General features: G+C 65.1%; 23 protein-coding genes and 2 pseudogenes. 13 read left to right on the forward strand and 12 right to left on the reverse strand.

The features are described from left to right. Position 1 precedes the first annotated feature (1 nt). The 6 genes from EBS_RS05930 (at position 2) to kdsB (ending at position 5,433) form a co-directional block, all read left to right on the forward strand. Positions 2–2,185 carry a DNA internalization-related competence protein ComEC/Rec2 gene (locus EBS_RS05930; RefSeq protein ID WP_081999849.1) on the forward strand — a complete coding sequence of 728 codons (2,184 nt, stop codon included), beginning with the start codon at positions 2–4 and terminating at the stop codon, positions 2,183–2,185. 194 nt (positions 2,186–2,379) lie between these two features. Then, positions 2,380–2,991 carry a MotA/TolQ/ExbB proton channel family protein gene (locus tag EBS_RS05935; RefSeq protein ID WP_043109344.1) on the forward strand — a complete coding sequence of 204 codons (612 nt, stop codon included), beginning with the start codon at positions 2,380–2,382 and terminating at the stop codon, positions 2,989–2,991. Positions 2,992–2,994: 3 nt separating this feature from the next. Then, the gene (locus tag EBS_RS05940; protein ID WP_043107763.1) at positions 2,995–3,429 is read left to right on the forward strand and encodes an ExbD/TolR family protein; all 435 of its coding nucleotides are present in this window, start codon (positions 2,995–2,997) and stop codon (positions 3,427–3,429) included. Positions 3,430–3,431: 2 nt separating this feature from the next. After that, positions 3,432–4,451 carry a tetraacyldisaccharide 4'-kinase gene (gene lpxK, locus EBS_RS05945; RefSeq protein ID WP_171816197.1) on the forward strand — a complete coding sequence of 340 codons (1,020 nt, stop codon included), beginning with the start codon at positions 3,432–3,434 and terminating at the stop codon, positions 4,449–4,451. A 41-nt stretch (positions 4,452–4,492) separates the two neighbouring features. After that, on the forward strand, positions 4,493–4,678 hold the full coding sequence (locus EBS_RS05950; RefSeq protein ID WP_043107766.1) for a Trm112 family protein: 186 nt from the start codon (positions 4,493–4,495) through the stop codon (positions 4,676–4,678). Next, entirely contained in the window at positions 4,675–5,433 is a 759-nt protein-coding gene (gene kdsB, locus EBS_RS05955; protein WP_043107768.1) for a 3-deoxy-manno-octulosonate cytidylyltransferase, read from the forward strand. Before EBS_RS05950 ends, kdsB begins: the two co-directional genes overlap by 4 nt. Here the strand turns inward: kdsB and EBS_RS05960 are convergent. Further along, positions 5,417–5,689 (reverse strand): hypothetical protein, encoded by a 273-nt coding sequence (locus EBS_RS05960; RefSeq protein ID WP_043107769.1) that lies wholly within the window; start codon positions 5,687–5,689, stop codon positions 5,417–5,419. The two genes, kdsB and EBS_RS05960, sit on opposite strands and share 17 nt — an antisense overlap. Before the next feature lie 38 nt (positions 5,690–5,727). Here EBS_RS05960 and EBS_RS05965 point away from each other — a divergent pair, with 38 nt between their 5' ends. Beyond that, positions 5,728–6,216, forward strand: a complete 489-nt coding sequence (locus EBS_RS05965) for a low molecular weight protein-tyrosine-phosphatase (RefSeq protein ID WP_043107770.1) — start codon at positions 5,728–5,730, stop codon at positions 6,214–6,216. A 226-nt stretch (positions 6,217–6,442) separates the two neighbouring features. On the opposite strand, the gene rne is transcribed toward EBS_RS05965, so the two are convergent. Beyond that, positions 6,443–9,109 (reverse strand): ribonuclease E, encoded by a 2,667-nt coding sequence (gene rne, locus EBS_RS05970; RefSeq protein ID WP_081999850.1) that lies wholly within the window; start codon positions 9,107–9,109, stop codon positions 6,443–6,445. 677 nt (positions 9,110–9,786) lie between these two features. Here rne and EBS_RS05975 point away from each other — a divergent pair. From EBS_RS05975 to EBS_RS05990, 4 genes are read left to right on the forward strand one after another with little or no spacing between them, the layout of a single operon-like run. Beyond that, entirely contained in the window at positions 9,787–10,734 is a 948-nt protein-coding gene (locus EBS_RS05975; protein ID WP_331711260.1) for an RluA family pseudouridine synthase, read from the forward strand. Continuing rightward, positions 10,731–11,408: an HAD-IA family hydrolase gene (locus tag EBS_RS05980; RefSeq protein ID WP_043107771.1), complete on the forward strand. Its 678-nt coding sequence runs from the start codon at positions 10,731–10,733 to the stop codon at positions 11,406–11,408. Before EBS_RS05975 ends, EBS_RS05980 begins: the two co-directional genes overlap by 4 nt. Next, positions 11,405–12,370 (forward strand): S49 family peptidase, encoded by a 966-nt coding sequence (locus EBS_RS05985; protein ID WP_052199351.1) that lies wholly within the window; start codon positions 11,405–11,407, stop codon positions 12,368–12,370. Before EBS_RS05980 ends, EBS_RS05985 begins: the two co-directional genes overlap by 4 nt. 43 nt (positions 12,371–12,413) lie before the next feature. Then, a complete protein-coding gene (locus tag EBS_RS05990) occupies positions 12,414–13,094 on the forward strand; it encodes a haloacid dehalogenase type II (RefSeq protein ID WP_043109352.1) in 681 nt (226 codons plus the stop codon). Between the two features lie 28 nt (positions 13,095–13,122). On the opposite strand, the gene EBS_RS05995 is transcribed toward EBS_RS05990, so the two are convergent. The 10 genes and pseudogenes from EBS_RS05995 to EBS_RS14550 form a co-directional block, all read right to left on the reverse strand. After that, positions 13,123–13,371, reverse strand: a complete 249-nt coding sequence (locus tag EBS_RS05995; protein ID WP_043107772.1) for a hypothetical protein — start codon at positions 13,369–13,371, stop codon at positions 13,123–13,125. 5 nt (positions 13,372–13,376) lie between these two features. After that, on the reverse strand, positions 13,377–14,666 hold the full coding sequence (locus EBS_RS06000) for a TRAP transporter large permease (RefSeq protein WP_043107774.1): 1,290 nt from the start codon (positions 14,664–14,666) through the stop codon (positions 13,377–13,379). Between the two features lie 10 nt (positions 14,667–14,676). Further along, on the reverse strand, positions 14,677–15,213 hold the full coding sequence (locus EBS_RS06005) for a TRAP transporter small permease subunit (RefSeq protein WP_043107775.1): 537 nt from the start codon (positions 15,211–15,213) through the stop codon (positions 14,677–14,679). Positions 15,214–15,438: 225 nt separating this feature from the next. Next, entirely contained in the window at positions 15,439–16,515 is a 1,077-nt protein-coding gene (locus EBS_RS06010) for a TRAP transporter substrate-binding protein (protein ID WP_043107776.1), read from the reverse strand. Between the two features lie 586 nt (positions 16,516–17,101). After that, positions 17,102–17,599, reverse strand: a complete 498-nt coding sequence (locus EBS_RS06015) for a copper chaperone PCu(A)C (protein ID WP_043107777.1) — start codon at positions 17,597–17,599, stop codon at positions 17,102–17,104. Between the two features lie 108 nt (positions 17,600–17,707). Beyond that, entirely contained in the window at positions 17,708–18,088 is a 381-nt protein-coding gene (locus EBS_RS06020; RefSeq protein WP_043107779.1) for a DUF2946 family protein, read from the reverse strand. Positions 18,089–18,175: 87 nt separating this feature from the next. Further along, positions 18,176–18,589 carry an acyl-CoA thioesterase gene (locus EBS_RS06025; protein ID WP_043107780.1) on the reverse strand — a complete coding sequence of 138 codons (414 nt, stop codon included), beginning with the start codon at positions 18,587–18,589 and terminating at the stop codon, positions 18,176–18,178. Further along, on the reverse strand, positions 18,576–20,384 hold the full coding sequence (locus EBS_RS06030) for an AMP-dependent synthetase/ligase (RefSeq protein WP_043107782.1): 1,809 nt from the start codon (positions 20,382–20,384) through the stop codon (positions 18,576–18,578). The genes EBS_RS06025 and EBS_RS06030 overlap by 14 nt, the downstream gene beginning before the upstream one ends. A gap of 126 nt (positions 20,385–20,510) precedes the next feature. Further along, complete coding sequence (locus tag EBS_RS06035; protein WP_081999851.1) at positions 20,511–21,971, reverse strand: 3-hydroxyacyl-CoA dehydrogenase family protein; 1,461 nt, start codon at positions 21,969–21,971, stop codon at positions 20,511–20,513. Between the two features lie 16 nt (positions 21,972–21,987). Next, positions 21,988–22,338: pseudogene (locus EBS_RS14550) on the reverse strand (enoyl-CoA hydratase-related protein); the annotation flags it as partial. A 20-nt stretch (positions 22,339–22,358) separates the two neighbouring features. Here EBS_RS14550 and EBS_RS14765 point away from each other — a divergent pair. Further along, positions 22,359–22,466, forward strand: a pseudogene (locus EBS_RS14765) (diguanylate cyclase domain-containing protein); the annotation flags it as partial. A 63-nt stretch (positions 22,467–22,529) separates the two neighbouring features. Continuing rightward, on the forward strand, positions 22,530–23,312 hold the full coding sequence (locus tag EBS_RS06040) for a putative bifunctional diguanylate cyclase/phosphodiesterase (protein ID WP_269446346.1): 783 nt from the start codon (positions 22,530–22,532) through the stop codon (positions 23,310–23,312). Positions 23,313–23,629 lie beyond the last annotated feature (317 nt).

Here is a 23,629-nt window from a genome sequence, read left to right on the forward strand (position 1 = left end):
GATGCCAGGGAAGGCCGGATTCTTTCTACTGGGTTGCTGGTGGCTGCAACGGGCCGCCGTATTGCCCGCCCGGGATATCGTGGCGCTGGTCGCCGGGGTGGCGCTGCTGCTCGCTGTCGTGCTGCGCGGCCGAACTGGCCTCGCCTGGCTGCCGTGGGCGCTGGCCGGCTGGTCGATTGCCGCGACACACGCCTTGGTGATGTGGCCGCCCGCCTTGCCCTGGCCGGTCGAGCGCGCCGACTGGCAGGCAGAGTGGGTGGTCGAGCGTCTGCCGGTGGTGCGTCAGGGCATCACCCGGCTGGTGGTGCGCATCGACCGGCTCGAACGGCAGGGTGAGACGATGCACGGCGAGTGGCGTGTGCGCCTGTCGTGGCGCGGCGCCCCCTCCCTGAAGGTGGGACAACGCTGGCGCACGACGGTACGCCTGCGTCCCGTGCACGGTTATCGCAATGCCAGCAGCTGGGACTATGCCGGCTGGCTGTACCGGCAGGGCATCCGTTACCGGGGATACGTGTCCCGCGGTGAACGGCAGTTGCTGGACGAAGACGCCTGTTGCTGGCTGGAGCGTCTGCGCCAGGGATGGCGCGACGCGTTGTTGGCGCATACCCGCGAGGGGGCTGGGCAGGCACTGCTGCTGGCACTGACACTCGGGGACCGCAGCGGGATCGGCAACACCATGCGCCAGGTCCTGCAACGGACCGGCACCAGTCACCTGCTGGCCATCTCCGGCCTGCACATCGGCCTGATCGCTGCGCTGGCCGGCGGTTTGGCGGGCTGGACCTGGCGACGCACGCCAGCCTGCCGGCGTATCCCGGCACGTCTCGTGGCCGTATCACTGGGCCTGGGATGCGCCACCTTCTATGCCTTCGCCTCGGGTTTCGGCGTGCCCGCCCGGCGGGCCCTGCTGATGCTGGCCGTGACCGCCTGGCTGCTCTGGCGGCGGGAGCGCATGACCCTGCCGGACGCCTTTTCGGTGGTGCTGATTCTGGTGCTGGCCACGGAGCCGACAACCCTGCTCGATGCCGGTTTCTGGCTTTCTTTCGTCGCGGTGGCGGCCATCCTGGCATTGCTGCCGCACCTGCGGGGAAGACCCGTCTGGCAGCAATGGCTTGGCGTACAACTCGGGATCACGCTGGCGCTGTATCCGGTATTGCTGGCCTTCGACATGCCGCCGGCGGCCCTGTCGGTGCCGGTGAACCTGTTGTTGGTGCCATTGTTCAGCCTGCTGCTGATGCCGGCGCTGTTGCTTTCCCTGGCGCTGTCGGGCTGGACCGACCTGCCGCTGCTCGGCGTGCAGACCCTGTTCGACTGGCTCTGGGCGGCCCTGCAACAGGCCGCGGCGCTGGCCACCACCTTTCCCCGACCGCCTGGTGACCCGGCGACGATCGCTCTGCTGTCCCTGGCGGCACTGGCGCTACTGGCCCCGCCGGGCTGGCGGCTGCGCTGGCCCGGCCTGCTGTTGTTGCTGGCATTGCACCTGCCGCGCGTGCCCGATCTGGCCAGCGGTGACTTCGAGATCCATGTACTCGACGTGGGGCAGGGCCTGAGCGTGGTGGTACGCACTGCCGGGCACCGGCTGATATACGACACCGGTCCGGCCTATCCGGGGGGCTTCAACGTGGCCGACGCGGTGATCCTGCCCTGGTTGCGGCATCACGGGGTGACGGCCATCGACCGCCTCGTGCTCAGTCATGGCGATCGTGACCACGCCGGCGCAGCCGCCGCCCTGGCGCGCGGGATCCGCATTGGCGAGGTACTCGATGGCGAGCCGCATCGGGTCTCCATCCCGGCACGCCGCTGCACTGCCGGCGAACACTGGACCTGGGACGGGGTGCGTTTTCGCTTTGTACAACCGCCCTGGGCCGCGCGGCGGCGTGGCAACAACGCCTCCTGCGTGCTCGCCATCGAGGGCCGGGGCGGGCGGGTGTTGCTGACGGGTGATGCCGAAACCGCGGTCGAACGGGCATTGCTGCCCTGGGTGCGTTCCCGGTCCCCCTTCGACCTGGTGGTGGCGGGGCATCATGGCAGCACGACCTCGTCCCTGGACGCATTCGTGAAGGCGGTGGCGGCACGAAACGTGGTCTATGCCACCGGCTATCGCAACCGCTATCGCTTTCCGCGTCCCGAAGTGGACCGGCGCTGGGCTGCGGCAGCCTGCACGTCCGTCTCGATGCCCATGCCATGACGATCACGCCGCGCACGGAGAAACATCGCCGTTATTGGCAAGTGCGGGACGTGGCTTGCCGCCTGTCACCGCCGTAAGTCGTCCGGGTGATCCGGTACGCAGGATGCTCATGTCGCCGACGCATGGCCTTGGGGCCGGTCTTTCCATCCAGTATGATTCATGCCAGTCCCACTCACCACGACGAGGGAAGGCGCGTGTTCGAACTGGTAAAGGCCGGCGGTCTGCTGATGTGGCCCATCATCGCCTGCTCGGTGATCGCCATGGCGATCGTCGGCGAGCGGCTCTGGGCCTTGCGTACCACCCGGGTCATCCCCGAGAACCTGGTCGCACAGATCTGGCAGCTCTACAAGAAGGGCAAACTCAACACGGCGTTTATCACGACCATTCGTGACGGCTCGCCGCTGGGGCGGGTGCTCGCTGCCGGGCTGATCAACCGCCAGCACACGCGCGAGGTGATGAAGGAGGCCATCGAGGAAGAAGGTCGCCAGGTGGTGCATGAGCTGGAGCGCTATCTCAACACGCTGGGCACCATCTCCGCCATTACGCCCCTGCTGGGCCTGCTGGGCACCGTGATCGGCATGATCAAGGTCTTCACTGCCATCACCACCGCCGGGGTGGGCAATCCGGCAGTACTGGCCGGCGGCATCTCCGAGGCCCTGATCACCACCGCGGCCGGTCTCAGCGTGGCCATCCCGGCACTCATCTTCCACCGCTATCTCAGTGGCCGGGTGGATCAACTGGTGATCGGCATGGAGGCTCAGGCCATGAAGATGATCGAGGTCATGCAGGGCGAACGGGAGCGCTGATTCATGAACATGCGTCCTCGCCGTCCCGAGCCGCCGCGCGTCGACATCACGCCGCTGATCGACGTGGTGTTCCTGATGCTGATCTTCTTCATGGTCTCGACTACTTTCGACAAGCAGTCGCAACTGAAGGTGGATCTACCCTCGGCCGAGGCGGTGGAGCAGAAGTCTCCACAGCCGGACAGGATCGAGGTCACCATCGACGCCAGGGGACATTTCTACGTCAACGAGCAGGAACTGGTCTCGCACGATGCCGCGACCCTGCGGCGCGCCCTGGAGAAGATTGCCGACGGTCATCTCGACATCCCGGTGATCGTCACCGGCGACCGCAAGGCGCCCCTGCAGGCCATGGTCACCGTCATGGACGTGGCCGCCCAGCTCGGCATGAGCAAGCTGAGCGTAACCGCCAGCGGATCATCGGACAGCAAGACGCGACCCTGAGCTTGTCCCGCTTCCTGCAACATTGGATCGAATCGCAATGGCAGCGCACCGGGGCGCTGGCGGTGCTCGGCCTTTCCCTTGCATTGCTGTTTCGTCTGCTGGTCGCGTTGCGACGTGCCGTCTGGCGCCTTGGCCTGCGGCGCAGCTACCGCGCGCCCTGTCCGGTGATCGTGGTCGGCAATCTCACCGTTGGCGGCAGTGGCAAGACCCCGCTGGTACTCTGGCTGGCACAGTGGCTGCGCGGGCAGGGCTGGCGTCCGGGCATTGTCTCGCGCGGCTATGGCGGCTGCGCCCGGCACTGGCCGCAGCAGGTCCGGCCCGACAGCGACCCCAGGGTGGTCGGTGACGAGGCCGTCCTGCTGGCACGCCAGAGCACCTGCCCGGTGTGCGTGGGGCCGGACCGGGGCGCGGCAGTGGAGGCATTGCTGACGCACACCGATTGCGACATCGTGATCGCCGACGACGGCTTGCAGCATTACGCCCTGGCACGTGACATCGAGATCGTGGTGATCGACGGGCAGGGCGGCTTCGGCAACGGCCTGATGCTGCCCGCCGGGCCGCTGCGCGAACCGGTCTCGCGCCTGCGTTCAGTGGACCTGGTGGTCAGCAACGGCGAACGCCGAAGCGGCACGCATGCGATGCGCATGCGTCCGACCGGGGCAGTGGCCCTGAACGACGAACGCCAGGTGCATCCGCTCGAGGGCTGGCGCGGACGCCGGGTGCGTGCCATTGCCGGCATCGGCCGGCCCGAGCGCTTTTTCGACATGTTGCGCCGCCAGGGGCTGCGGGTCGAGGCCGTGGCATTCCCCGATCACCACGACTTCAGCGTCGCCGATCTCGCCTTCGACGACGATCTGCCCTTGCTGATGACGGAGAAGGATGCCGTAAAATGCCGTCGTCTGATCCACCGCGACGATACCTGGGTGGTGCGTATCGAGGCGGTGCCGGAAGCGCCCTTCATCCTGCGTCTGGAACGGCTGCTCGACGAGTTGCCGGCGCGGCGCGAACAGGCGCACCGCTGACACCGCCGTTTTCGCCGGATTGCCGGCCCGAGGAGAATCCCATGGACAAGAAACTGCTGGAAATCCTGGTCTGCCCGCTGTGCAAGGGCAAGCTGGTCTATCGCAAGGAGGCGGCAGAACTGATCTGCAAGGTCGACCGCCTGGCCTTTCCGATCCGCGATGACATCCCGGTGATGCTGCTCGAGGAAGCACGCGAGCTGCCGGCCGACGAAGAGGTCGAAGGCTGAGCATGCGCTACCACGTGGTGATCCCGGCGCGTTTCGCCTCGACGCGCCTGCCGGGCAAGCCCCTGCTGGAGATCGCCGGGCAACCGATGATCCGGCACGTCTGGAAGCGAGCGCAGCAGAGCGCCGCGACACGCGTGGTGGTGGCTACCGACGATCCACGTATTGCCGAGGCCGTCCACGCCTTCGGCGGCGAGGTCTGCCTGACTGCGGCGGACCACCAGAGCGGCACCGATCGCATCGCCGAGGTTGCCGGGCGCATGGATTGGGACGAGGACACCCTGGTGGTCAACCTGCAGGGCGATGAACCGCTGATGCCGCCGGCACTGCTCGATCGCGTGGCTGCCACCCTGCATGTCCATCCCGACGCGGCGATGGCCACCCTGGGTGTGCCCCTGCACGCCGATGAGGTGTTCGACAGCAATGTCGTCAAGCTGGTCACCGACCGGCACGGCATGGCGCTGTATTTCAGCCGCGCGCCCATACCCTGGAAGCGCGGCCTCTTCGAACAGGGCGAGGCGAGACCGGAAGGCATGTATCGCCACCTGGGGATCTACGCTTACCGAGCGGGTTTTCTGCAGCGTTACCTGGAATGGTCGCCTGCCCCCATCGAGCAGGACGAAGCCCTGGAGCAGCTGCGGGTGCTATGGGCGGGTGAGCGTATCGCGGTGGGCATCGTGGACGAGCCGCCACCGGCCGGCGTGGACAGCCGGGAGGACTACGAACGCGTCTGCGCCGAGTTCAGCCGCCTTCGCTGAACAGCAGCAGCAACTCCTCGGAGTAGGTGTCGGGATCGTCCGCGCTGGAGATGGGCAGGGTGAGGGTCTCGGGCACGCGACGCCGCGCAAGGCCGTACTGGTCGGTCTGCAGCGGGTTGGGCCCACCGCTCGGCAGACGTTGCAGCGCCACGCAGTCCTCATCGCCCAGTATGTCGATGAGGACCCAGTCGTCCGACAGGTAACGATACCGCCGGCCGATCAGCTTGCGCAGATTGCGGTGCAGGGGCGAGCTCATGACGTAATCCCGATGACTGGTTCTTAAAACTGAGAGTGATGTCAATGGTAAAGGTTCTGTTCGTCTGCATGGGCAATATCTGCCGTTCCCCTACGGCTCACGGGGTCTTCCGCGAGCTGGTACGTCGCGAGGGACTGGAAGACCGTATCGTCATCGACTCGGCCGGCACCCATGCCTATCACGTGGGCAATCCCCCCGACCGGCGAGCCCAGGCCACCGCGGTAACTCGCGGCATCGAGCTGTCGGATCTGCGCGCGCGCCAGGTCGAGGACCGGGATTTCGAGCATTTCGACTACATCCTGGCGATGGATGAGGACAACCTCGCCATCCTGCGCTCGCAGTGCCCGCCACAACATGCCCACAAGGTCCGGCTGTTCCTGGAGTTCGCCCCGCAACGCCACGAACGCGAGGTGCCGGACCCCTACTATGGGGGAGTACAGGGCTTCGAGTACGTGTTCGACCTGGTGGAGGAAGCCGCCGAGGGCCTGCTGGCGCATGTGCGTGAAAGGGTAGCAGAAAGAAGCTGAGACACAGGGGCGGGACAGTTCGTCGCGAGGGAGAGAACACACGCGGCGTACCCGTCGTAGAGGCCGATGCCGCTCCGACAGGTCGTCTCACCTGCCAGGCCGGGCGCCCAGCCTGGCATGCCCTCTCCGGCATGCCAGGCTGAAAGACTCACCTGTGCCAAAGATCTTTTCCCCTGATTGGCACCACTTGCCAGGACGGCAGCCGAGGCCTTCCGGCAAGAAGGTGTCAGCCCCCGCCGTTTTCTTCTTTGCGTGGCGGCGGTGACGCATCACTCGATGACGCGGTCTCCGGCCTGGCCGATTTTTCGGGCTTGGCGGGAGCGGCAGGCGCTTCCGCTCGCGGTGCTGGCGCCCCGGCCTCGCCAGAAGCCGCCGGCTTCGGTGCAACGGCTTTTTCCGCACGAGCGGAGGAGGCCTTGGCCTCGACCGAGTGGTGTTCCGGCTTGGGTGCGGCAGGCTTTTCCTGTGCCGGGGCCCTGGCCTCGCTCGGGGTGTCTGGCTTCTGCGCGGCAGGCTTTTTCTCTTGCGGAACCTGCACCTTGGCCGGGGACTCCGCCTTGGGCGCGGCAGGTCTGTCTTTGCCTTGTGCAGGCTTGCCCGCATCGCTTGTCGGTGACGGCGAGGCTGCGGTGCCAGATTCCGCGGGCTTCGTGTCCTGGCGCTCGGCTGCCGGCGGTGCGGCGGGCTTGCCAGTCTCCCGGGCGGCGGCAGGTGTACGCGATTGCCGGCTGTGCGATGCCGGCTTGTCTTTCTGATCACCCTGCTCACGCGGTTCAACAACCGACTGGGTGTCAGCGTCGGTCTTCTGCGCACCCGTGTTGTCGGGGCTGCCCGTACCGCCGCCTCCGCGACGCCGGCGTCCGCCGCGCCGACCACGGCGCGAGCTGCGCTTCGGGGTCTCGCCGGCGCTGTCTTCCTGGGGCTTTTCACCACCAGCTGGCGCTGCTCCCGGGGCGTTGGCTTCAGCGGGTTCACCGGCCTTATCTGACACCTGGCCCTTGCGTGCCTGCGACTGTCCACCGCGTCCGCGGCCGCGACCGCCGCGGCTGCGGCTGCGCCCGTTGCCATTGCGGTTGCCTCCGCGCTCGCTGCGGGTGCGGGTCTCGCGCTGGGGCGGCTTTTCTTCTTCGGTCGGCGCCTCTGGCTCCTCCGAAGGGGCCGAGCGCGGGGTAAAGATGCTACTGATGATGCGCTTGATCAGGCTGCCGCCATTGTTGCCGGACGACGGTTCGGCCGGGGCTTCCTTTTCCTGCCGGGGAGCCGGGGTGGGGGCAGGCGCCGCCGGAGTAGTAATCTGCTTGACCGCCGGCTCTTCGCTGCGCGTCGGTGGCGCGGCCTTGGGCGGCAGCTCGGGCTGTGGCTCGGGGGCCACGTTCTGCCAGCTCGGCTTGTCGTCCTGGCGCATGTCCTGGCGGCGGATCCGCTCGATCTCGTAATGAGGGGTGTCCATGTACTTGTTGGGGATGAGGGTCACCTCGACCCCGTGGCGCGCCTCGATATCGGCGATCTGGCGACGCTTCTCGTTGAGCAGGTAGGTGGCGACCTCGACCGGCAACTGGGCGTTGACACGACCGGTGCCTTCCTTGAGGGCCTCTTCCTCGATGATGCGCAGGATGGACAGTGACAGCGAATCGACGCTGCGGATCAGGCCCTGGCCCTGGCAACGCGGGCACACCTGGGCAGACGAGTCGCCCAGCGAGGGCCGGATGCGTTGGCGCGACATCTCCAGCAGGCCGAAGCGTGAGATACGGCCGATCTGTACCCGGGCGCGGTCTTCCTTCATCGCCTCGCGCAGGCGGTTCTCGACCTCGCGCTGGTGACGCGAGGGGGTCATGTCGATGAAGTCGATCACGAACAGACCGCCCAGGTCGCGCAGACGCAGCTGACGGGCGATCTCGTCGGCCGCCTCGAGATTGGTATTGAGCGCGGTCTCCTCGATATCGGCGCCCTTGGTGGCGCGCGAGGAGTTGATGTCGATGGAGGTCAGCGCCTCGGTGTGGTCGATGACGATGGAGCCACCGGAAGGCAGGCGCACCTCGCGCTGGAAGGCCGACTCGATCTGCGATTCGATCTGATAGCGCGAGAACAAGGGGACCTTGTCCTCGTACAGCTTGAGCTTGCGCTCGTTGTGCGGCATCACCTGGCGGACGAATTGCCGCGCCTGGCTGAAGGTCTCCTCGTCGTCGATCAGGATCTCGCCGATGTCCGCGCGCAGGTGATCGCGGATGGAGCGGATGATGACGTTGCTTTCCTGGTAGATGAGGAAGGGGGCAGGGCGCTTGCCGGCCGATTCCTCGATGGCCCGCCACAGCTGCAGCAGGTAGTCGAGGTCCCACTGCAGTTCCTCGATCTGCTTGCCGATGCCGGCGGTGCGCACGATCAGGCCCATGCCTTCGGGGATCTCAAGCTGCGACATGGCCTCACGCAGCTCGGCGCGTTCCTGGCCCTCGATGCGCCGCGACACGCCACCGGCGCGCGGGTTGTTGGGCATCAGCACAAGGTAGCGACCGGCCAGGGAGAGGAAGGTGGTGAGCGCCGCGCCCTTGTTGCCGCGCTCTTCCTTTTCGACCTGGACGATGAGCTCCTGGCCCTCCTTGAGTGCCTCCTTGAGTGCCTCCTTGATGCTCGGGCGCCGGCCCGAGGCCTGCGCCTCCTCGCTGAAGTAGCTGCGCGCGATCTCCTTCATCGGAAGGAAACCATGGCGCTCGGCGCCGTAGTCGACGAAGGCGGCCTCCAGGCTGGGTTCGATGCGGGTGATGCGTCCCTTGTAGATATTGGCCTTCTTGAGTTCGCGGCCGGGGACTTCGATATCGAGATTGTAGAGTTTCTGGCCATCCACGATGGCTACGCGCAACTCTTCCGGCTGAGTTGCGTTGATCAGCATGCGTTTCATATTGTCGGTATCTCGTTGTGGCCCCGTGCGGCGGATTCGGTCGTTCCCGTCCGGGGTCTGCAGCCGATTCTCGAGGCGCATGGCCGGCAGCGGGCGGGACTGGCGCGCGCACCAGAGCAAATTCAGTTTCAACGGGCCAGGTCAGGCAGAGACCGCATTCCGGTGAGGCAATGGGGACATCTGAATGGCTGGCACGGGCAATCTTCTTTCAGGTTCTATTCGGTGCCGGCGGTGCGATCGGGCCGCTCCGCCTACTGGGCCATTGGCTGGACAGGGCACAGAATAAAACGATTGTGGGCACCCGGGCGCCCATTCGAACCAGGCAGCAGGCCATGGCTTCTGCCAACTGCCATGTGCTGAAAATACAACAAATCGCGATGAGATGCATCCTTGGCAACCTCCGAACAAGTTCCTCCCCTGCTTGCGGGAGAGGTCGGGAGGGGCGTCAGTCCTTGTTCGAAAGCCCCCTCCCATTCTCCTCCATTTCACGGAGGAGGGGAATGCATACACTCTTGTGTCCCGCCTACGAAGGGCACTGAGCGTGCAGCAGTGATCGGGCAGGCGCTCTGTGCGATCCCGGGGAGGGCGCGGTGAGCACGCATGACCTGCCGACCTGCCAGTCCCCCGGGTATACTGCCCGGCACCCGCGGCCAGCCGTATTTCAGAAAGAGCGGATCTTGAACGACAGCGACAACAGTTCCAGGGTGCGATACCTGGTGGTCGGCGAAGAGGCCGACGGCCAGCGTATCGACAACTTTCTGCTCAACCGACTGAAGGGCGTGCCGCGCTCCTGGGTGTACCGGGTGCTGCGCCGTGGCGAAGTGCGGGTCAACAAGGGGCGGGTCAAGCCCACGCGACGGCTGCACATCGGCGACCAGGTGCGCATCCCGCCTCTGCGACTTGCAGAGTCAGCCCCCATCCCGGGGCCCGGCGCCGGTGTGCGTCGGCGGATCGAACAGGCCATCGTGCACGAGGACGACGATCTGCTGGTGATCGACAAGCCCTCGGGCATCGCGGTACATGGTGGCAGCGGGGTCTCGCACGGAGTGATCGAGATCCTGCGCGCCCTGCGTCCACAGGCACGCTACCTGGAACTGGCGCATCGGCTCGACCGCGATACCTCCGGCCTGCTGCTGGTCGCCAAGCGCCGTTCCGCCCTGGTGCAGTTGCAGAAACTCCAACTCGCCGGGCGGGTCGAAAAGCGCTACCTGGCCCTGTTGGCCGGGCGCTGGCGGCAAGACCACAAGACAGCCGATGCGCCGCTGCGCAAGAACACCCTGCGCAGCGGCGAGCGCGTGGTGCGCGTGGACCCGGCCGGCAAGGACGCAGTTACCCATTTCCGAGTGCGTCAGCGCCTGCGAGGCGCCATGCTGGTGGAAGCACGCCTGGAGACCGGGCGCACCCACCAGATCCGGGTACACGCCTCGCATCTGGGCACCCCTATCCTGGGCGATGCCAAGTACGGTGACGCGAATGTCGAGGCATTGGCTCGCGAGGCCGATCTCAAGCGCCTGTTCCTTCACGCATGGCGACTGGATTTTCCCTGGGAGGGAAAGAAGGGCGGCTACCGCCTGGAAGCGCCGCTGCCCACCGAACTGCAAACCGTGGTGGATACGTTGAAATGAGACCCTATGACCTGCTGGTGTTCGACTGGGACGGCACCCTGATGGACTCGGCGCACCGCATCGTCACCTGCATGCAGCGGGCGGCGCGGGATGCCGGCCACCCGGTGCCCGGTGACGCCGCGGTGCGCGAGATCATTGGTCTGGGCATGCGCGAGGCGGTGGCCCGGCTGTGGCCGGAGGCCGGGGCGCGCGAGATCGACGACATCATCGATGCCTACCGCACCCACTGGCTGGGCGACGAGATCCCGGCCTCGTCCCTGTTCCCCGGGGCCGAAACGGTGGTTCGCTGGACACGCGAGGCCGGCTACCTGCTCGCGGTGGCGACCGGCAAGAGCCGGCGCGGACTGGATAAAGTGCTTGAAGAAACCCGTCTAAAAGATTGTTTCGACATAACGCGCTGCGCCGATGAGGCCCACTCCAAGCCGCATCCACAGATGCTCCAGGATATCCTCACCGACCTGGACATGCTGCCGGAACGGGCCCTGGTGATCGGCGACAGTGAATATGACATGCTGATGGCCGCCAACGCGCGGGTGGATGCCCTGGGCATTGCGCACGGGGTGCACGAGACCGACCGCCTGCTCGCGAGCGGGGCCCTGGGGGTGCTGGACGAGCTGGGTGCGCTGCCGGCGTGGCTGGATGGAATTCACGAAGCGAGGGAGTCGAAAGGGTGAACGAAAAGGAAGAACATCAGGTGGCCGATGCCGGCTGGGAACGTGAACTGGTGGAGAATCTGGCCACCGAGGCCCTGCGAGAGAAACGTCGCGCGCGTCGCTGGGGCATCTTCTTCAAGCTGCTGACCTTTCTCTACCTCGGGGTGATCCTTTACCTGCTCAACAGTGGCGGCGACATCAATCTCGACCAGGCCAGCGGCAGGGATCATGTCGCCCTGGTCGAACTCGAGGGGGTGATCGGTCCCGATGGCCCGGCCAGCGCCGACCAGGTCAACAAGGGCCTGCGCAAGGCCTTCCGTGACAGCCATACCAAGGCCGTGGTGCTGCGCATCAACAGCCCGGGCGGCACCCCGGTGCAGGCCAGCCTGATCTACGACGAGATCCGCCGCCTGCGCAAAAAGCACGAGGACATCCCGCTCTACGTGGTGGTCGGTGACATGTGCGCTTCGGGCGGTTATTTCGTGGCCGCCGCGGCGGACAAGATCTTCGTCAACCGCTCCAGCATCGTCGGTTCCATCGGCGTACTGATGGACGGTTTCGGCTTCACCGGCGCCCTCGACAAGCTGGGTGTCGAGCGTCGCCTGCTCACCGCCGGTGAGCACAAGGGCATGCTCGACCCCTTCAGCCCACTCGAACCCTTCGACGAGGCACATGCGCGAAAGATGCTCTCCGAAATCCACGCGCACTTCATCGAGGCCGTGAAGGAAGGGCGCGGCGATCGCCTGGCCGACGACGACACCCTGTTCAGCGGCCTGTTCTGGACCGGGCAGCGCGCCATCGACCTGGGGCTGGCCGACGAACTGGGCGACCTGGGCCACGTCGCACGTGACGTGGTGGGCATCGAGAAGGTCGTCGATTTCACCGCCAAGGACGACCCCCTGCAACGTCTGGCCGATCGCATCGGCGTGGCCGGTGCCGAGGCGCTGGCAAAACTCGCGGGCTGGTGGCCGGGAATACGCTGAGGGCTGCGAACGTCCATCACCCGTAACACTGATGGAGAAACGCATGCCCCCGACACTGGCCTTCGATGTCTATGGCACCCTGATCGACACCCACGGCCTGATCCCCCTGCTGGGGGAGATGGCCGGTGAGGAGACCGCCCCGGTGCTGTCCCGCATCTGGCGGGAAAAGCAACTCGAGTACAGTTTTCGCCGCGCCCTGGCGCGCGACTACGTGACCTTCGCCACCTGCACCCGCCAGGCCCTCGATTACGCCTGTGCCACGCTCGGGGTAAGGCTGACGCCCGCCGAGCGCGACTCCCTGCTCGAGCGTTATCGTACCCTGCCGGCCTTTCCCGAGGTTCCGGGTGCGCTCGCGCGCCTGCAGGACAGCGGTGCACGCCTGTACGCCTTTTCCAACGGCACCCGCGAGGCGGTCGAACAACTGTTGCGCGCTGCCGGCATCCGCGATGCCTTTCTCGATGTGGTCAGCGTGGATGCGGTGTCTTCCTTCAAACCCGATCCTGCCGTCTATGCGCATTTCCTGGCACAGGCCGGCGCGCGCGCCGATCGCACCTGGCTCGTTTCCGGCAATCCCTTCGACGTACTGGGCGCCGACCATGCCGGCTGGCACACGGTGTGGGTACAGCGCGATGCCGCGCAGGTCTTCGATCCCTGGGGACACGAACCGGAGCAGGTGGTGAGCGACCTGAACGGACTGACCCGGCTCGCCACGACCTGGGGCTGACGGCTCCCGGTCGGACCTTGCAGGAAACTCAGGACAGGGCGGCCCGGATGCGCACCAGCAGGGCGCTGTAGGTGGGCATGTCCAGCTTGCGGATGAGCTTGCCCAGGTCGTAGAGATCGCGCGCCAGGGCCTCGTCTTTCTCGTGGGTCAGGATGTAACGCCGCAGCCGCACGATGGCATCGTCGAGGTCGATGCCGGTCACCGGGTTCTGTACCTTTTCATAGTCGGCCGCGAGACGCAGGAAATTGGCTACCAGCGTTTCTTTCGACTCGATCATGTGTCTCACCCCAGTCCATACAACTCCGGATAGACGAGAATGGAGATGACCACGCCCACCTGGATCAGGATGAAGGGCACCACGCCGCGATAGATGTCCACGGTGCGCACCGAGGGCGGCGCCACACCCTTGAGATAGAACAGACTGAACCCGAAGGGCGGGGTCAGGAAAGAGGTCTGCAGGTTCATGGCGATGAGGATCGCGAACCACAGCATGTTGATGCCCAGCGATTCGGCGATGGGAGAGAGGATGGGCACCACGATGAACGAGATCTCGACGAAGTCGATGAAGAAGCCCAGCAGCAGGATGATCAGCATCGACAGGATGAGGAAGCCCCATTTCTCGCCAGGCAGCTGCAGCATGAATTCCTCGACGATGGTGTCACCGCCGGTATAGGTGAAGGTCATCGAGAAGGCGGTGGCGCCGAGCAGGATGGCGAACACCATGGCCGTGATCTTCACCGTCTCCAGGGCGCTGTCGAACACCAGGCGCCAGCTGAACTTGCGGTACAGCACCGCGAGCAGGATGGCGCCCGCGCTGCCCAGTGCCGAAGACTCGGTAGGGGTGGCGATGCCGGCGAAGATCGACCCCAGCACCACGATGATCAGCGCCAGTGGCGGCAGGATGGCCTTCAGCGCGGTCAAGTAGTGCTGGGTCTTTGTGCTGCCGTCATCCTCGAAGGGTATCGGCGGGGCGGCAGCGGGACGTGCCCAGGCGATGCTCAGCACGTAGAAGACGTAGATGCCCACCAGCACCAACCCGGGAACGACGGCGGCCTGGAACAGGTCGCCCACCGGCAGGCCCAGTACGTCACCGAGGATGATGAGGATGATCGAGGGCGGGATGATCTGACCCAGGGTGCCGGCGCTGCAGATGGTGCCGCAGGCCAGTCCCTTGTTGTAGCCGTACTTGAGCATCACTGGCAGCGAAATCACACCCATCGCCACCACACTGGCGCCAACCACGCCGGTAGAGGCGGCCAACAAGGCGCCGACCAGGATGGTGGAAACCGCCAGCCCGCCGCGCACCGTACCGAACAGTCGCCCCATGGATTCGAGAAGCTGCTCGGCCAGTTGTGTCTTCTGCAACACCAGGCCCATGAAGATGAACAGCGGCACCGCCATCAGCACCACGTTCTGCATGATGTTGTAGATGCGGAAGGGCATGAAGGCGAACAGGTCCCAGCCCTCGGCCCAGACACCGAAGATCAGGGCGACACCGCCGAAAGTGAAAGCCACAGGGAAGCCGAGCAGGAGCAGCAGCAAAGCCACTCCGAACATGATGATGCCAACCACGGTGTCGCTCCTAGATTTCCGTTTCCTGATGTTGCCGGACCTTCAGGCCCAGCAGTTCATTGATCGCCCCGAGGAGGAAACCCAGGCTGCTGATCAGCACACAGGCGAACGACAGGCTGATCATGCCCTTGATGATCCAGCGATGCGGCAGCCCCCCCGGGTCGCCGCTCATCTCGTTGATCTCCCAGGCTTCGCGTGCGAAACCGATACCATAGCCGGCGACCAGCAAACAGAAGGGCCAGAGAAAGACCAGGGTGCCGAAGATGTCGACCAGTGCACGGGTACGCGGACTGGCCTTTTCATAAAGGATGTCCACCCGCACGTGGCCGTCGGTCTGCAGGGCATAGGCCACGCCGAACAGGAAGATCATGGAGAACAGGTGCCACTCCAGTTCCTGCATGCCGATGGACACGTCATTGAACAGGTAGCGCATGATCACGTCGTAGAAGACGTTGGCCACCAGCAGAAGCAACAGAACAGCAGAAAAGTGACCGACCCAGATCGAAAATCGGCCGATCACGGCTTCCGCCTTGAGCAGGAACGACATCGCCGGACTCCAGATAACGATCGAAAAAAAGAGGCGGCAATGGTAACCCATCACCACCCCTCGCGTTAAGGAGCCCTTGCCAAATTTCTCCCCCGCGGACGAGGGAGGAATGGAACACTTGATTCAGGGTTCCCTTGAAGCTGCTCCCCTCCCGACCTCCACTGCTTGCGGGCGAGGTCAGGAGGGGAGCAGTGCCACGGCTCGGTCGCGCGGATCAGGCTGTGGTTATTCCGCGCCAGCCGAGTTCAGGTAGGCCTGGTCGGAAATGGTGGTCCAGGCACGGACCTTCTTCAGGTAGGCCTTCTGCGACTCGATGATTTCCTTGGCCAGCGGGTCCTTGGCCGCACGCTCGGCGAGCAGCTCGCCGTTGGCCTTGCGCAGGGCGTCCATGACCTCCTTGGGGAAGGTGCGGATCTTGATGTTGGGATACTCGGTCTTGATCTTTTCCCAGTTCACCCCGCTCTCGTGATAGGACTGGGCGTACATGTTGTAGGCCGCGGCCTTCATGGCGGTCACCAGGATGGCTTGCAGGTCCTTCGGCAGTTTTTCGAACTTGCGCTTGTTCACGAGGAACTGCAGCTCGGTGGCCGGCTCATGCCAGCCGGTGTAGTAGTAGGGCGCGATCTTGTGGAAGCCCATGCGCAAATCCAGCGAGGGGCCAACCCACTCCAGGGCATCGATGGTGTTGCGCTCGAGTGCGGTGTACAGCTCGCCGGCCGGGATGTTGGTCGGCTTGGCGCCCAGCTTGGCCAGCACCTCGCCGGCAAAGCCCGGGATGCGCATCTTCAGGCCCTTCAGATCGTCCAGCGAATTGATCTCCTTGCGGAACCAGCCACCCATCTGGTTTCCGGTGTTGCCGCCGGGGAAGGACAGCAGGCCATGCTTGTCATAGACCTTCTTCATCAGCTCCATGCCGCCGCCGTAGTAGAACCAGGCATATTGCTCCGGCGCGGTCATGCCGAAGGGCATGGTGGTGAAGTACAGGGTGTTGGGATCCTTGCCTTTCCAGTAGTAGGAGGCCGAGTGACCCATGTCGTACTGGCCCGACTTGACCATGTCGAAGATGCCGAACGGCGCCTTGTGCTTGTTCTTCGAGTCGATGGTGATCTTGAGACGCCCGCCGGACATCTCCTCGGCCAGCTTCGCGAACCTCTTGGTGGTATCCCCGAAAATCGGGAAGTTCGGTGGCCAGGTTTCGGCCAGGCGCAGCTTGTAGACCTTCTTGTCGGCTGCCTGGACGCCGGCGGCAAGTCCCAGTGCCAGCGTAGTGGTGAGGGCCAAGCCCAGGAATTTCTTCAGCATATCGGTTCCTCTTATGTTGTCTGTTCAAGTGCGACCGAGGCGTGAATGTAGCCCCCTTTTCGACCTTGCGCAATTGCCGTGAATCGACCCGGCCACATCTCGGGATTCGGGAGCTGGATGCCCGGCTCGATCCGCCATTGGCCGGAATCGAGGCAGGGCCTTCATGCATTCGATCAAGTCGCGGATCACGGGGTGGTCCGACAGGTCGAAGCCGCCCTCGTCGGCGACGCAGGGATGGGCAGGCAGGGGGCTTCCGCGATGGTCGGGGTATTGCCGACGAGCCATGGGGGTCGCGGGCGCTGGCGCTCCATACTCCCGGCACAGGGCATCGACACTCGTGCTTCTGCGCGTGGTCGACCCGCTGGCCACAGGGCAGGCCAGGATAATGCGGGATTGCGAGGATGCCCGCCGCTACCCAGTGACAGGGAATGTCGCACAAGACCGCCAGCAGGCAGAGCGAGTAGCAGTGGCTGAATGCGCTGTCGTTAGGGACACAAAAAGGCCGGGGCACAGGCCCCGGCAGGAGAGCAACCCTCTTCAAGGGTTGAGAGATGCCGCTTCGATGGCTGGGCAGGCCTCCGGCATCTCAGTGCTGCATGGGAGACATCGGCTGTTGCTGCATGTGTTGTTTCATGGAGTGCATCATCCCCATGCCGGTCGGGCGAGCCTTCAGGTCGACGGCCATCTGGCTGCCGTCACCGAGGGTGAGTTCGAGATGGACAGGGTCACCCGGTTTCAGCGGGTGATTCAGTCCGATGAGCATCACATGGTATCCGCCGGGCTTGAGTTCGACCTTGCCGTGTGCCGGAATCTCGATAAAGTCGACGCGCCGCATGCGCATTACCCCCTTGTCGTGGACATGGATATGCAGCTCGGTCACGCGGGACACATCTGAACGGGCATCCACCACGCGGATCGGGCGGTCACTGGCATTGTGCAGCACCATGAAGGCGCCGCTGTTGTGGGCCGTTGGGGGGACTGCTCGCGCGTAGGGGGTTTCGGCGCGCACAGCATCGCTGTCGGCAGCCAACGCCAGGCCGGGAACACAGAGGGCGGCGGCAAGTGCCAGGATTCGGATTTTCATGACGATCTGTCTCCATTGCGTATGTGGAAGGCATGTAGAGCGGACAGGCAGGCGTCAGCATCGCATCAGACGACGCGCCGTAGATAACAAGAGCAGACGCCGGAAAAATCAGACTAGTGGAGGATCGCGTGCGAGCGGCGAGGGGGGTGGGGAGTGACGCAACAGGGCCGGCCGGTCGGTGGCCACGGTGATCCGTTGCAATACAGCCTGCGGCGGCCGCACCACCGGGGCGACCGGGGTGAGGTGGTTGAGCAGGTCGGAGAAGGCCATCGCTGCCGACCCGTGTGGACTGTCGTCGCTGACTCCTGGGAGGCTCAGCTCGATTTCGCGGGGGCCATCGAGGGTGCAGACCACCACGGTCAGGCCATGCCCGTCGCGCGCCAGCCGGCTGTGCGCCTGGATGGGCAACAGCAACTGCGCAAACAGCACCGCCACCAGTCCCAGGGCCACGCGGACGCGGAGGTCGTGCTGTCTGAGTCGGTCTAGCATGGAAGACAATGCAATCACCCTTGTCGCGGCTTGTCCAGCCCCAAAACGCCTCGATGTTGACCGGCGACAAAATATCGGGGATTTCGATCAAGAGGAATGCACTGGCCGAGGGCGACCTTGTTCATCCAGCGCCACATACACCAGCATGGCGTCGGCGACCAGATCCTGATCGCCGATGTCGTGACTACGCTGACGCGCGGCCTCGGCCTCGACGTGCACCGTGATCGAGGTGTTGCCGATCGCGATCACCTGGGAGTAGCAAGTCACCAGGTCGCCGACGCGGATAGGGGCGAGGAAGCGCAGTTCCTTGACCGCCACGGTTGCCACACGGCCGCGAGCCTCGCGGATCGCCAGCACGCTGCCGGCGATGTCGATCTGCGACATCAGCCAGCCGCCGAAGATGTCTCCGGCAGCATTGGTGTCCGAGGGCATGGCGACCACGCGATAAGTGAGTTCGCGCGGCCCCAGAAAGTCGTATTGATCAGATTCAGTGTCCGGCATAGAGGTTTTCCATCAGATCATGGCATTGCTGCAGGATGCGGTCGCGCCGCAACTTGAGGGTCGGAGTCATCAGGCCATTGTCCGGTATCCAGGGATGGTCGAGTATGGCAATCTGACGGATCCGCGCATAGCCTGGAAAGTCACGGGTACGCTCCTCAATGTGCTCCATCAGCACTTCCCGCAGGTACTCGTCATCGTAGATCGCCTGGTTTGCCGGGTCCAGATGCAGCTCGCGGGCGACCTTCTCCAGGGCTTCGGGGTTGGGCACCACCAGGGCGCTGAGATAAGGCCTGCCCTCGCCGATGACCATCACCTGATCGATCAGTTCATCGAGCGCGATGGCGTTCTCCATGTCGGCTGGCGGCACCTTCTCGCCATTGGAGAGCACGATGATCTCCTTGATGCGCCCGGTGATGCGGATATGCCCCTGCTCGTCGATGGCCACCTGGTCGCCGGTATGCAGCCAGCCCTCGTCATCGATGATACGCGCGGTGGCCTCGGGGTTGTTCCAGTAGCCGAGCATCACAGCCGGACTGCGGGTGAGCAGTTCGTTGTTCTCGCCCGTCCGCACCTCGATGCCGGGCAGGGCGCGGCCGACGCTGACCGGCAGGTTGTCCTCCAGGGTGTTGACTGCAATCACCGGGCTGGTCTCGGTGAGCCCATAGCCTTGCAGAATGGGCACCCCCAGACCGATGAACAGCCGCGCTACGTCCTCGCCCAGGGCGGCACCGCCACACACGGTGAAGCGCAGGCGACCGCCCAGGCGCTCCCGAATCTTGCGACCGACCAGGTGGTCGAGCAGCGGGTGCAGCAACAGCCCCGGCGTCCAGCGCGCCCGTCCCTGTTGCCATTCGAACCGCCGCCAGCCCAGCTTCACTGCCTCGTGGAACAACCACTGTTTCAAGACGGACCCCTCGTCCACCCTGGCACTGATGCGCCCGTAGACCCGCTCGAAGATGCGCGGCACCGAGATCATCAGCGTGGGTTTCACCATGGCCAGGTCGTCGGCCAGTTGCGGGATGCCGCGAGAGAAGGTGACCGGGGTGCCGGCGACGATGGGCAGATAGTAGCCGGCGGTACGCTCCAGGGTGTGCGACAACGGCAGGAAGGACAGCAGCATGTCCTGCGGATAGACCGGCACTTGCTGCAAGGCGGCGTGGATCTCCCAGAGGATGTTGTGATGACAGAGCATCACCCCCTTGGGCCGCCCGGTAGTGCCCGAGGTGTAGACGATGCCAGCCAGTGATCCGGGGGCGCCGGGATCGAGCACGTATTCGGGTGGGGTGGGCAAGGTGCGCGCGGGCGTCAGCCAGGCATCCAGGTCGATGACATTGGGCAGTTCGTCCTCCACGCGCTCGCCGGTGACGATCCGTGTCAGCGTGCCCAGCCGGTCGCGGATTTCCTGCAGGCGCTCCCAGTGCTCGGCCTTCTCCAGGAACAACCAGCGCACCCCGGCATCCTTCAGTATCCAGCCGATGTTCTCCGCACGGTCGTTGGTGTAGAGCGGCACCGAAACCAGTCCCAGCCCCTGTGCGGCCTGGTCGCAGAGCACCCATTCCCAGCGATTGCTGCAGAGGATGGCGATGCGCTCGCCGGGTTGCAGGCCGTCGGCCTGCATGGCGTGTTGCCAGAGTGCAACCTCGGCCTGGCTCTCGGCCCAGGTGTGATCGGTCCATCGCCAGTCGCGCCAGTCGCGCCAGGCGACCTGGTCGGGCGTGCGCAGGACCCGTTCATGGAATGCATGCGCCAGAGTGGGCGCTGCCTCCAGCGAGATGATGTCCTGTTCTCTCTCCATTGCCTTGGCTCCTTGAATGGCCTCATGTCCCCACGGGCCGGGATTGGCCCTTTTCAGCTTGCCTTTGCCTTGTCGTAATTCATTGCCGGTTCCACCCTGTCAGGGTGTTCTCCAGTGCCTGTCGCCTCATCCATGCCCGGTCGCCAGCTCGTGCCAACCGGGATCGGCGTGGAACTGGTGGCCATAATGGGCTTCGAGTTCGTGTAGCCGCTTCTCGCAGCGTTCCATCCCGCGCTGGCGGGCATATTGCAGGGGGCCACCGCGGAAGGGCGCGAAACCGGTGCCGAAGATCACCCCGGCATCCAGCAGGTCGGCATCCTCGACCACGCCTTCGCGCAGGCAGGCGACCGATTCGTTGATCAGGCGCAGGATCATGCGATCGGCCAGTTCCTCCAGCCGTGTCCTGGGTGGCATGTTCACCTTGGGTTTCTGCGCCTGGCCCTTTTGCCAGCGGTAGAAACCCTGGCCGCTCTTCTTGCCCAGGTGGCCAGCCTCGACCTGCTGTTCGAGCTGGCCGGGCAGTGGTTCGTCGTGCAGCGGCGCCAGCTTGCGCGCCACCGACAGGCAGATGTCCAGACCCACGGTGTCGGCCAGTTCGATGGGACCCATGGGCATACCGAAATCCAGCGCGGCATGGTCGATGACCGAGGCGGGCACCCCCTCGTCGAGCAGACGCACCGCCTCGAGCAGATAGGGCATGAGCACCCGGTTGACCAGGAAGCCCGGCGTGGCGCTCACCGGCAGCGGCAGCTTGTCGATGTGCCGGGCGAAGGCCAGGCCACGGGCCAGTATTTCGGGGTCGGTGTGCTCGTCACGCACGATCTCGAGCAGCGGCATCTTGGCCACCGGGTTGAAGAAATGCAGGCCGATAAGGCGTTCGGGGCGTGCCAGATCCTGGCGCAGCTCGGCTAGCGGAATGCTCGACGTATTGGTGGCCAGCACGGCGTCTTCGCGCATCCGGGGTTCGAGCTCGGCGTACAGGGCACGCTTGGCCTCGGCGTCCTCGAAGATGGCCTCGATCACCACGTCGGCACGCGGCACGCCCAGGCCGCGATGATCGGGGGTGAGGCGATCCAGCGCCGCCTGCACCTGGTAGCGATCCTTCAGGCGCCTTGTAAACAGTTTCGCGGCGCGCCCCATGGCTCGGCCCAGCAGCTCGGGCGTGCGGTCCTGCAAGGTGACGGTGAGGCCGCGCAGGGCGCACCAGGCCGCAATGTCGCCTCCCATCACTCCGCCACCCACCACGTGCACATGGCGCGGGGCGAAGGTGTCCTTGTCGGCCAGGTCCTTCAGGCGTTCCTGCAACAGGAACACCCGGATCAGTTGTTGCGCGGTGTCCGAGACGATCAGGCGTGACACCTCGCGGGCCTCGCTGTCGTAGAGGGCATGCGCGTTGCCGCCGTGCCGCCGCCAGTGATCGAGCAGGGCGAAGGGGGCCGGGTAGTGCGCGGGATTCACCTGCGCACGCAGTTGGCGCGCCATGAAGGCGGCCACCGCGGGGCGCAGGGGCAGGAGACCTGGCAGGCGAGCGGCCAGCGAGGCGCGGCGCGGCGCGGCGGCGCTGCTCGATGAGCAGGCGCGCGACATTGCGCAACTGTCGCTCGGGCACGGCCTCGTCCACCAGCCCGAGCCGCCTGGCACGGCGCCCGTCGAGCGTGCGCCCGGCGAGCATCAATGGCAGAGCCTGCAGCGGCCCCAGGGCGCGTACCGTGCCCCCGAAGCCGGGGAAGATGCCCAGCCGCACCTCGGGAAAACCGATGCGCGTGCCCGGGTCGTCGCGCGCCACGCGGTAGTCGCAGGCCAGGGCCAGCTCCAGGCCACCGCCCAGGCAATAGCCGTGGATCATGGCTACCGTGGGGAAGGCCATGCTCTCGAGACGCTGGAAGATCTCGTGCGCGCGCAAGATGAAACGCTCGGCGGCCTGCGGGTCATCCACCCGGGCAAAGGACTTCACGTCTCAAGGTCGTTGACGACGAATTGTTCATCACCCCCAGCATTGGCGTCAGCCTGTACCCGCGCGATGGACCGTCCTGCGACGACCTGATCCGCAATGCCGACACCGCCATGCACGTGGCCAAGGAGCAGGGCGCCAACACTTTCGCCTTCTACAGCAAGGGCCTGACTGCACGCGCCTTCGAGCGGGTGATGCTGGAAAACAGCCTGCGCAAGACCATCGAACGCGATGAACTCCGCCTGCTGTACCAACCGCAACTGGACCTGGTCAATGACACACTGGTCGGCGTCGAGGCACTGTTGCGCTGGCAGCATCCCGATTTCGGACTGATCGACCCCGGTCGCTTCATCGAGCTGGCGGAACAGACCGGTCTGATGATCGACATCGGCGAATGGGTACTGAAAACCGCCTGCCAGCAGGCCCGGCAATGGCAAGAAGCAGGATTGGACATCTGCGTGGCGGTCAACGTCGGTCACCAGCAGATCCAGCGTGGTGTCATCCAGGAACAGGTGGAAAACGCCCTGCACGGCGCGCGACTGCCGGCATCTCATCTCAAGCTCGAGGTGCTGGAAAACTTCGTGATGGAGAACGCCGGCGCCAGCGTGGTGGTCCTGCAGGCACTGCGCGACCGTGGCGTCAATCTCGCGATCGACGACTTCGGCACCGGCTATTCCTCACTGGCCTATCTGCACCAGCTCCCCATCCAGCAACTCAAGATCGACCAGTCCTTCGTGCGCGACATGCCGCATGATCGTGGCAGCCAGGCCATCATCCGGGCCATCGTGGCGCTCGGCGACAATCTTGGCCTCGAAGTCCTGGCAGAAGGCATCGAGACCGCCGAGCAACGTGCCTTCCTGGTGGCCGAAGGCTGTCACCTGGGCCAGGGCTACCTGCTGGCCCGGCCAATGCCGGGACCGGCGATTGCCGAATGGCTCGAGCAACGTACGGCATCGATCGCACCGGACGAAGCGTAACGTGACGTCACGCGGCAGGTGTTCGGAGTTAAGACGCGCCGCAGGATACGGACAGGCGGGGATTTTCCTTGGCGCGAATTTCAGCGCGATAGTGGATCAGGGAATGAGTATTTCACCTCGTGGTGGGAAAGACATTGTTCTGTGGGTGAAGCATAACCGTCAAAGGGTGGCAGCAACCAGCCGCACGGCACTGGATCAGGCGGTAAAGCGATGTTGATGCGGCTGCCACCAGACTCCATAGCGCGACGGCCTCTCCCGGACATCGTTTCGCATAATACCTATTATGTTAAATCATAGGCGAGCAGATACGCAGGCTG

Source organism: endosymbiont of unidentified scaly snail isolate Monju (assembly GCF_000801295.1).
Lineage (GTDB): Bacteria > Pseudomonadota > Gammaproteobacteria > Chromatiales > Chromatiaceae > MONJU.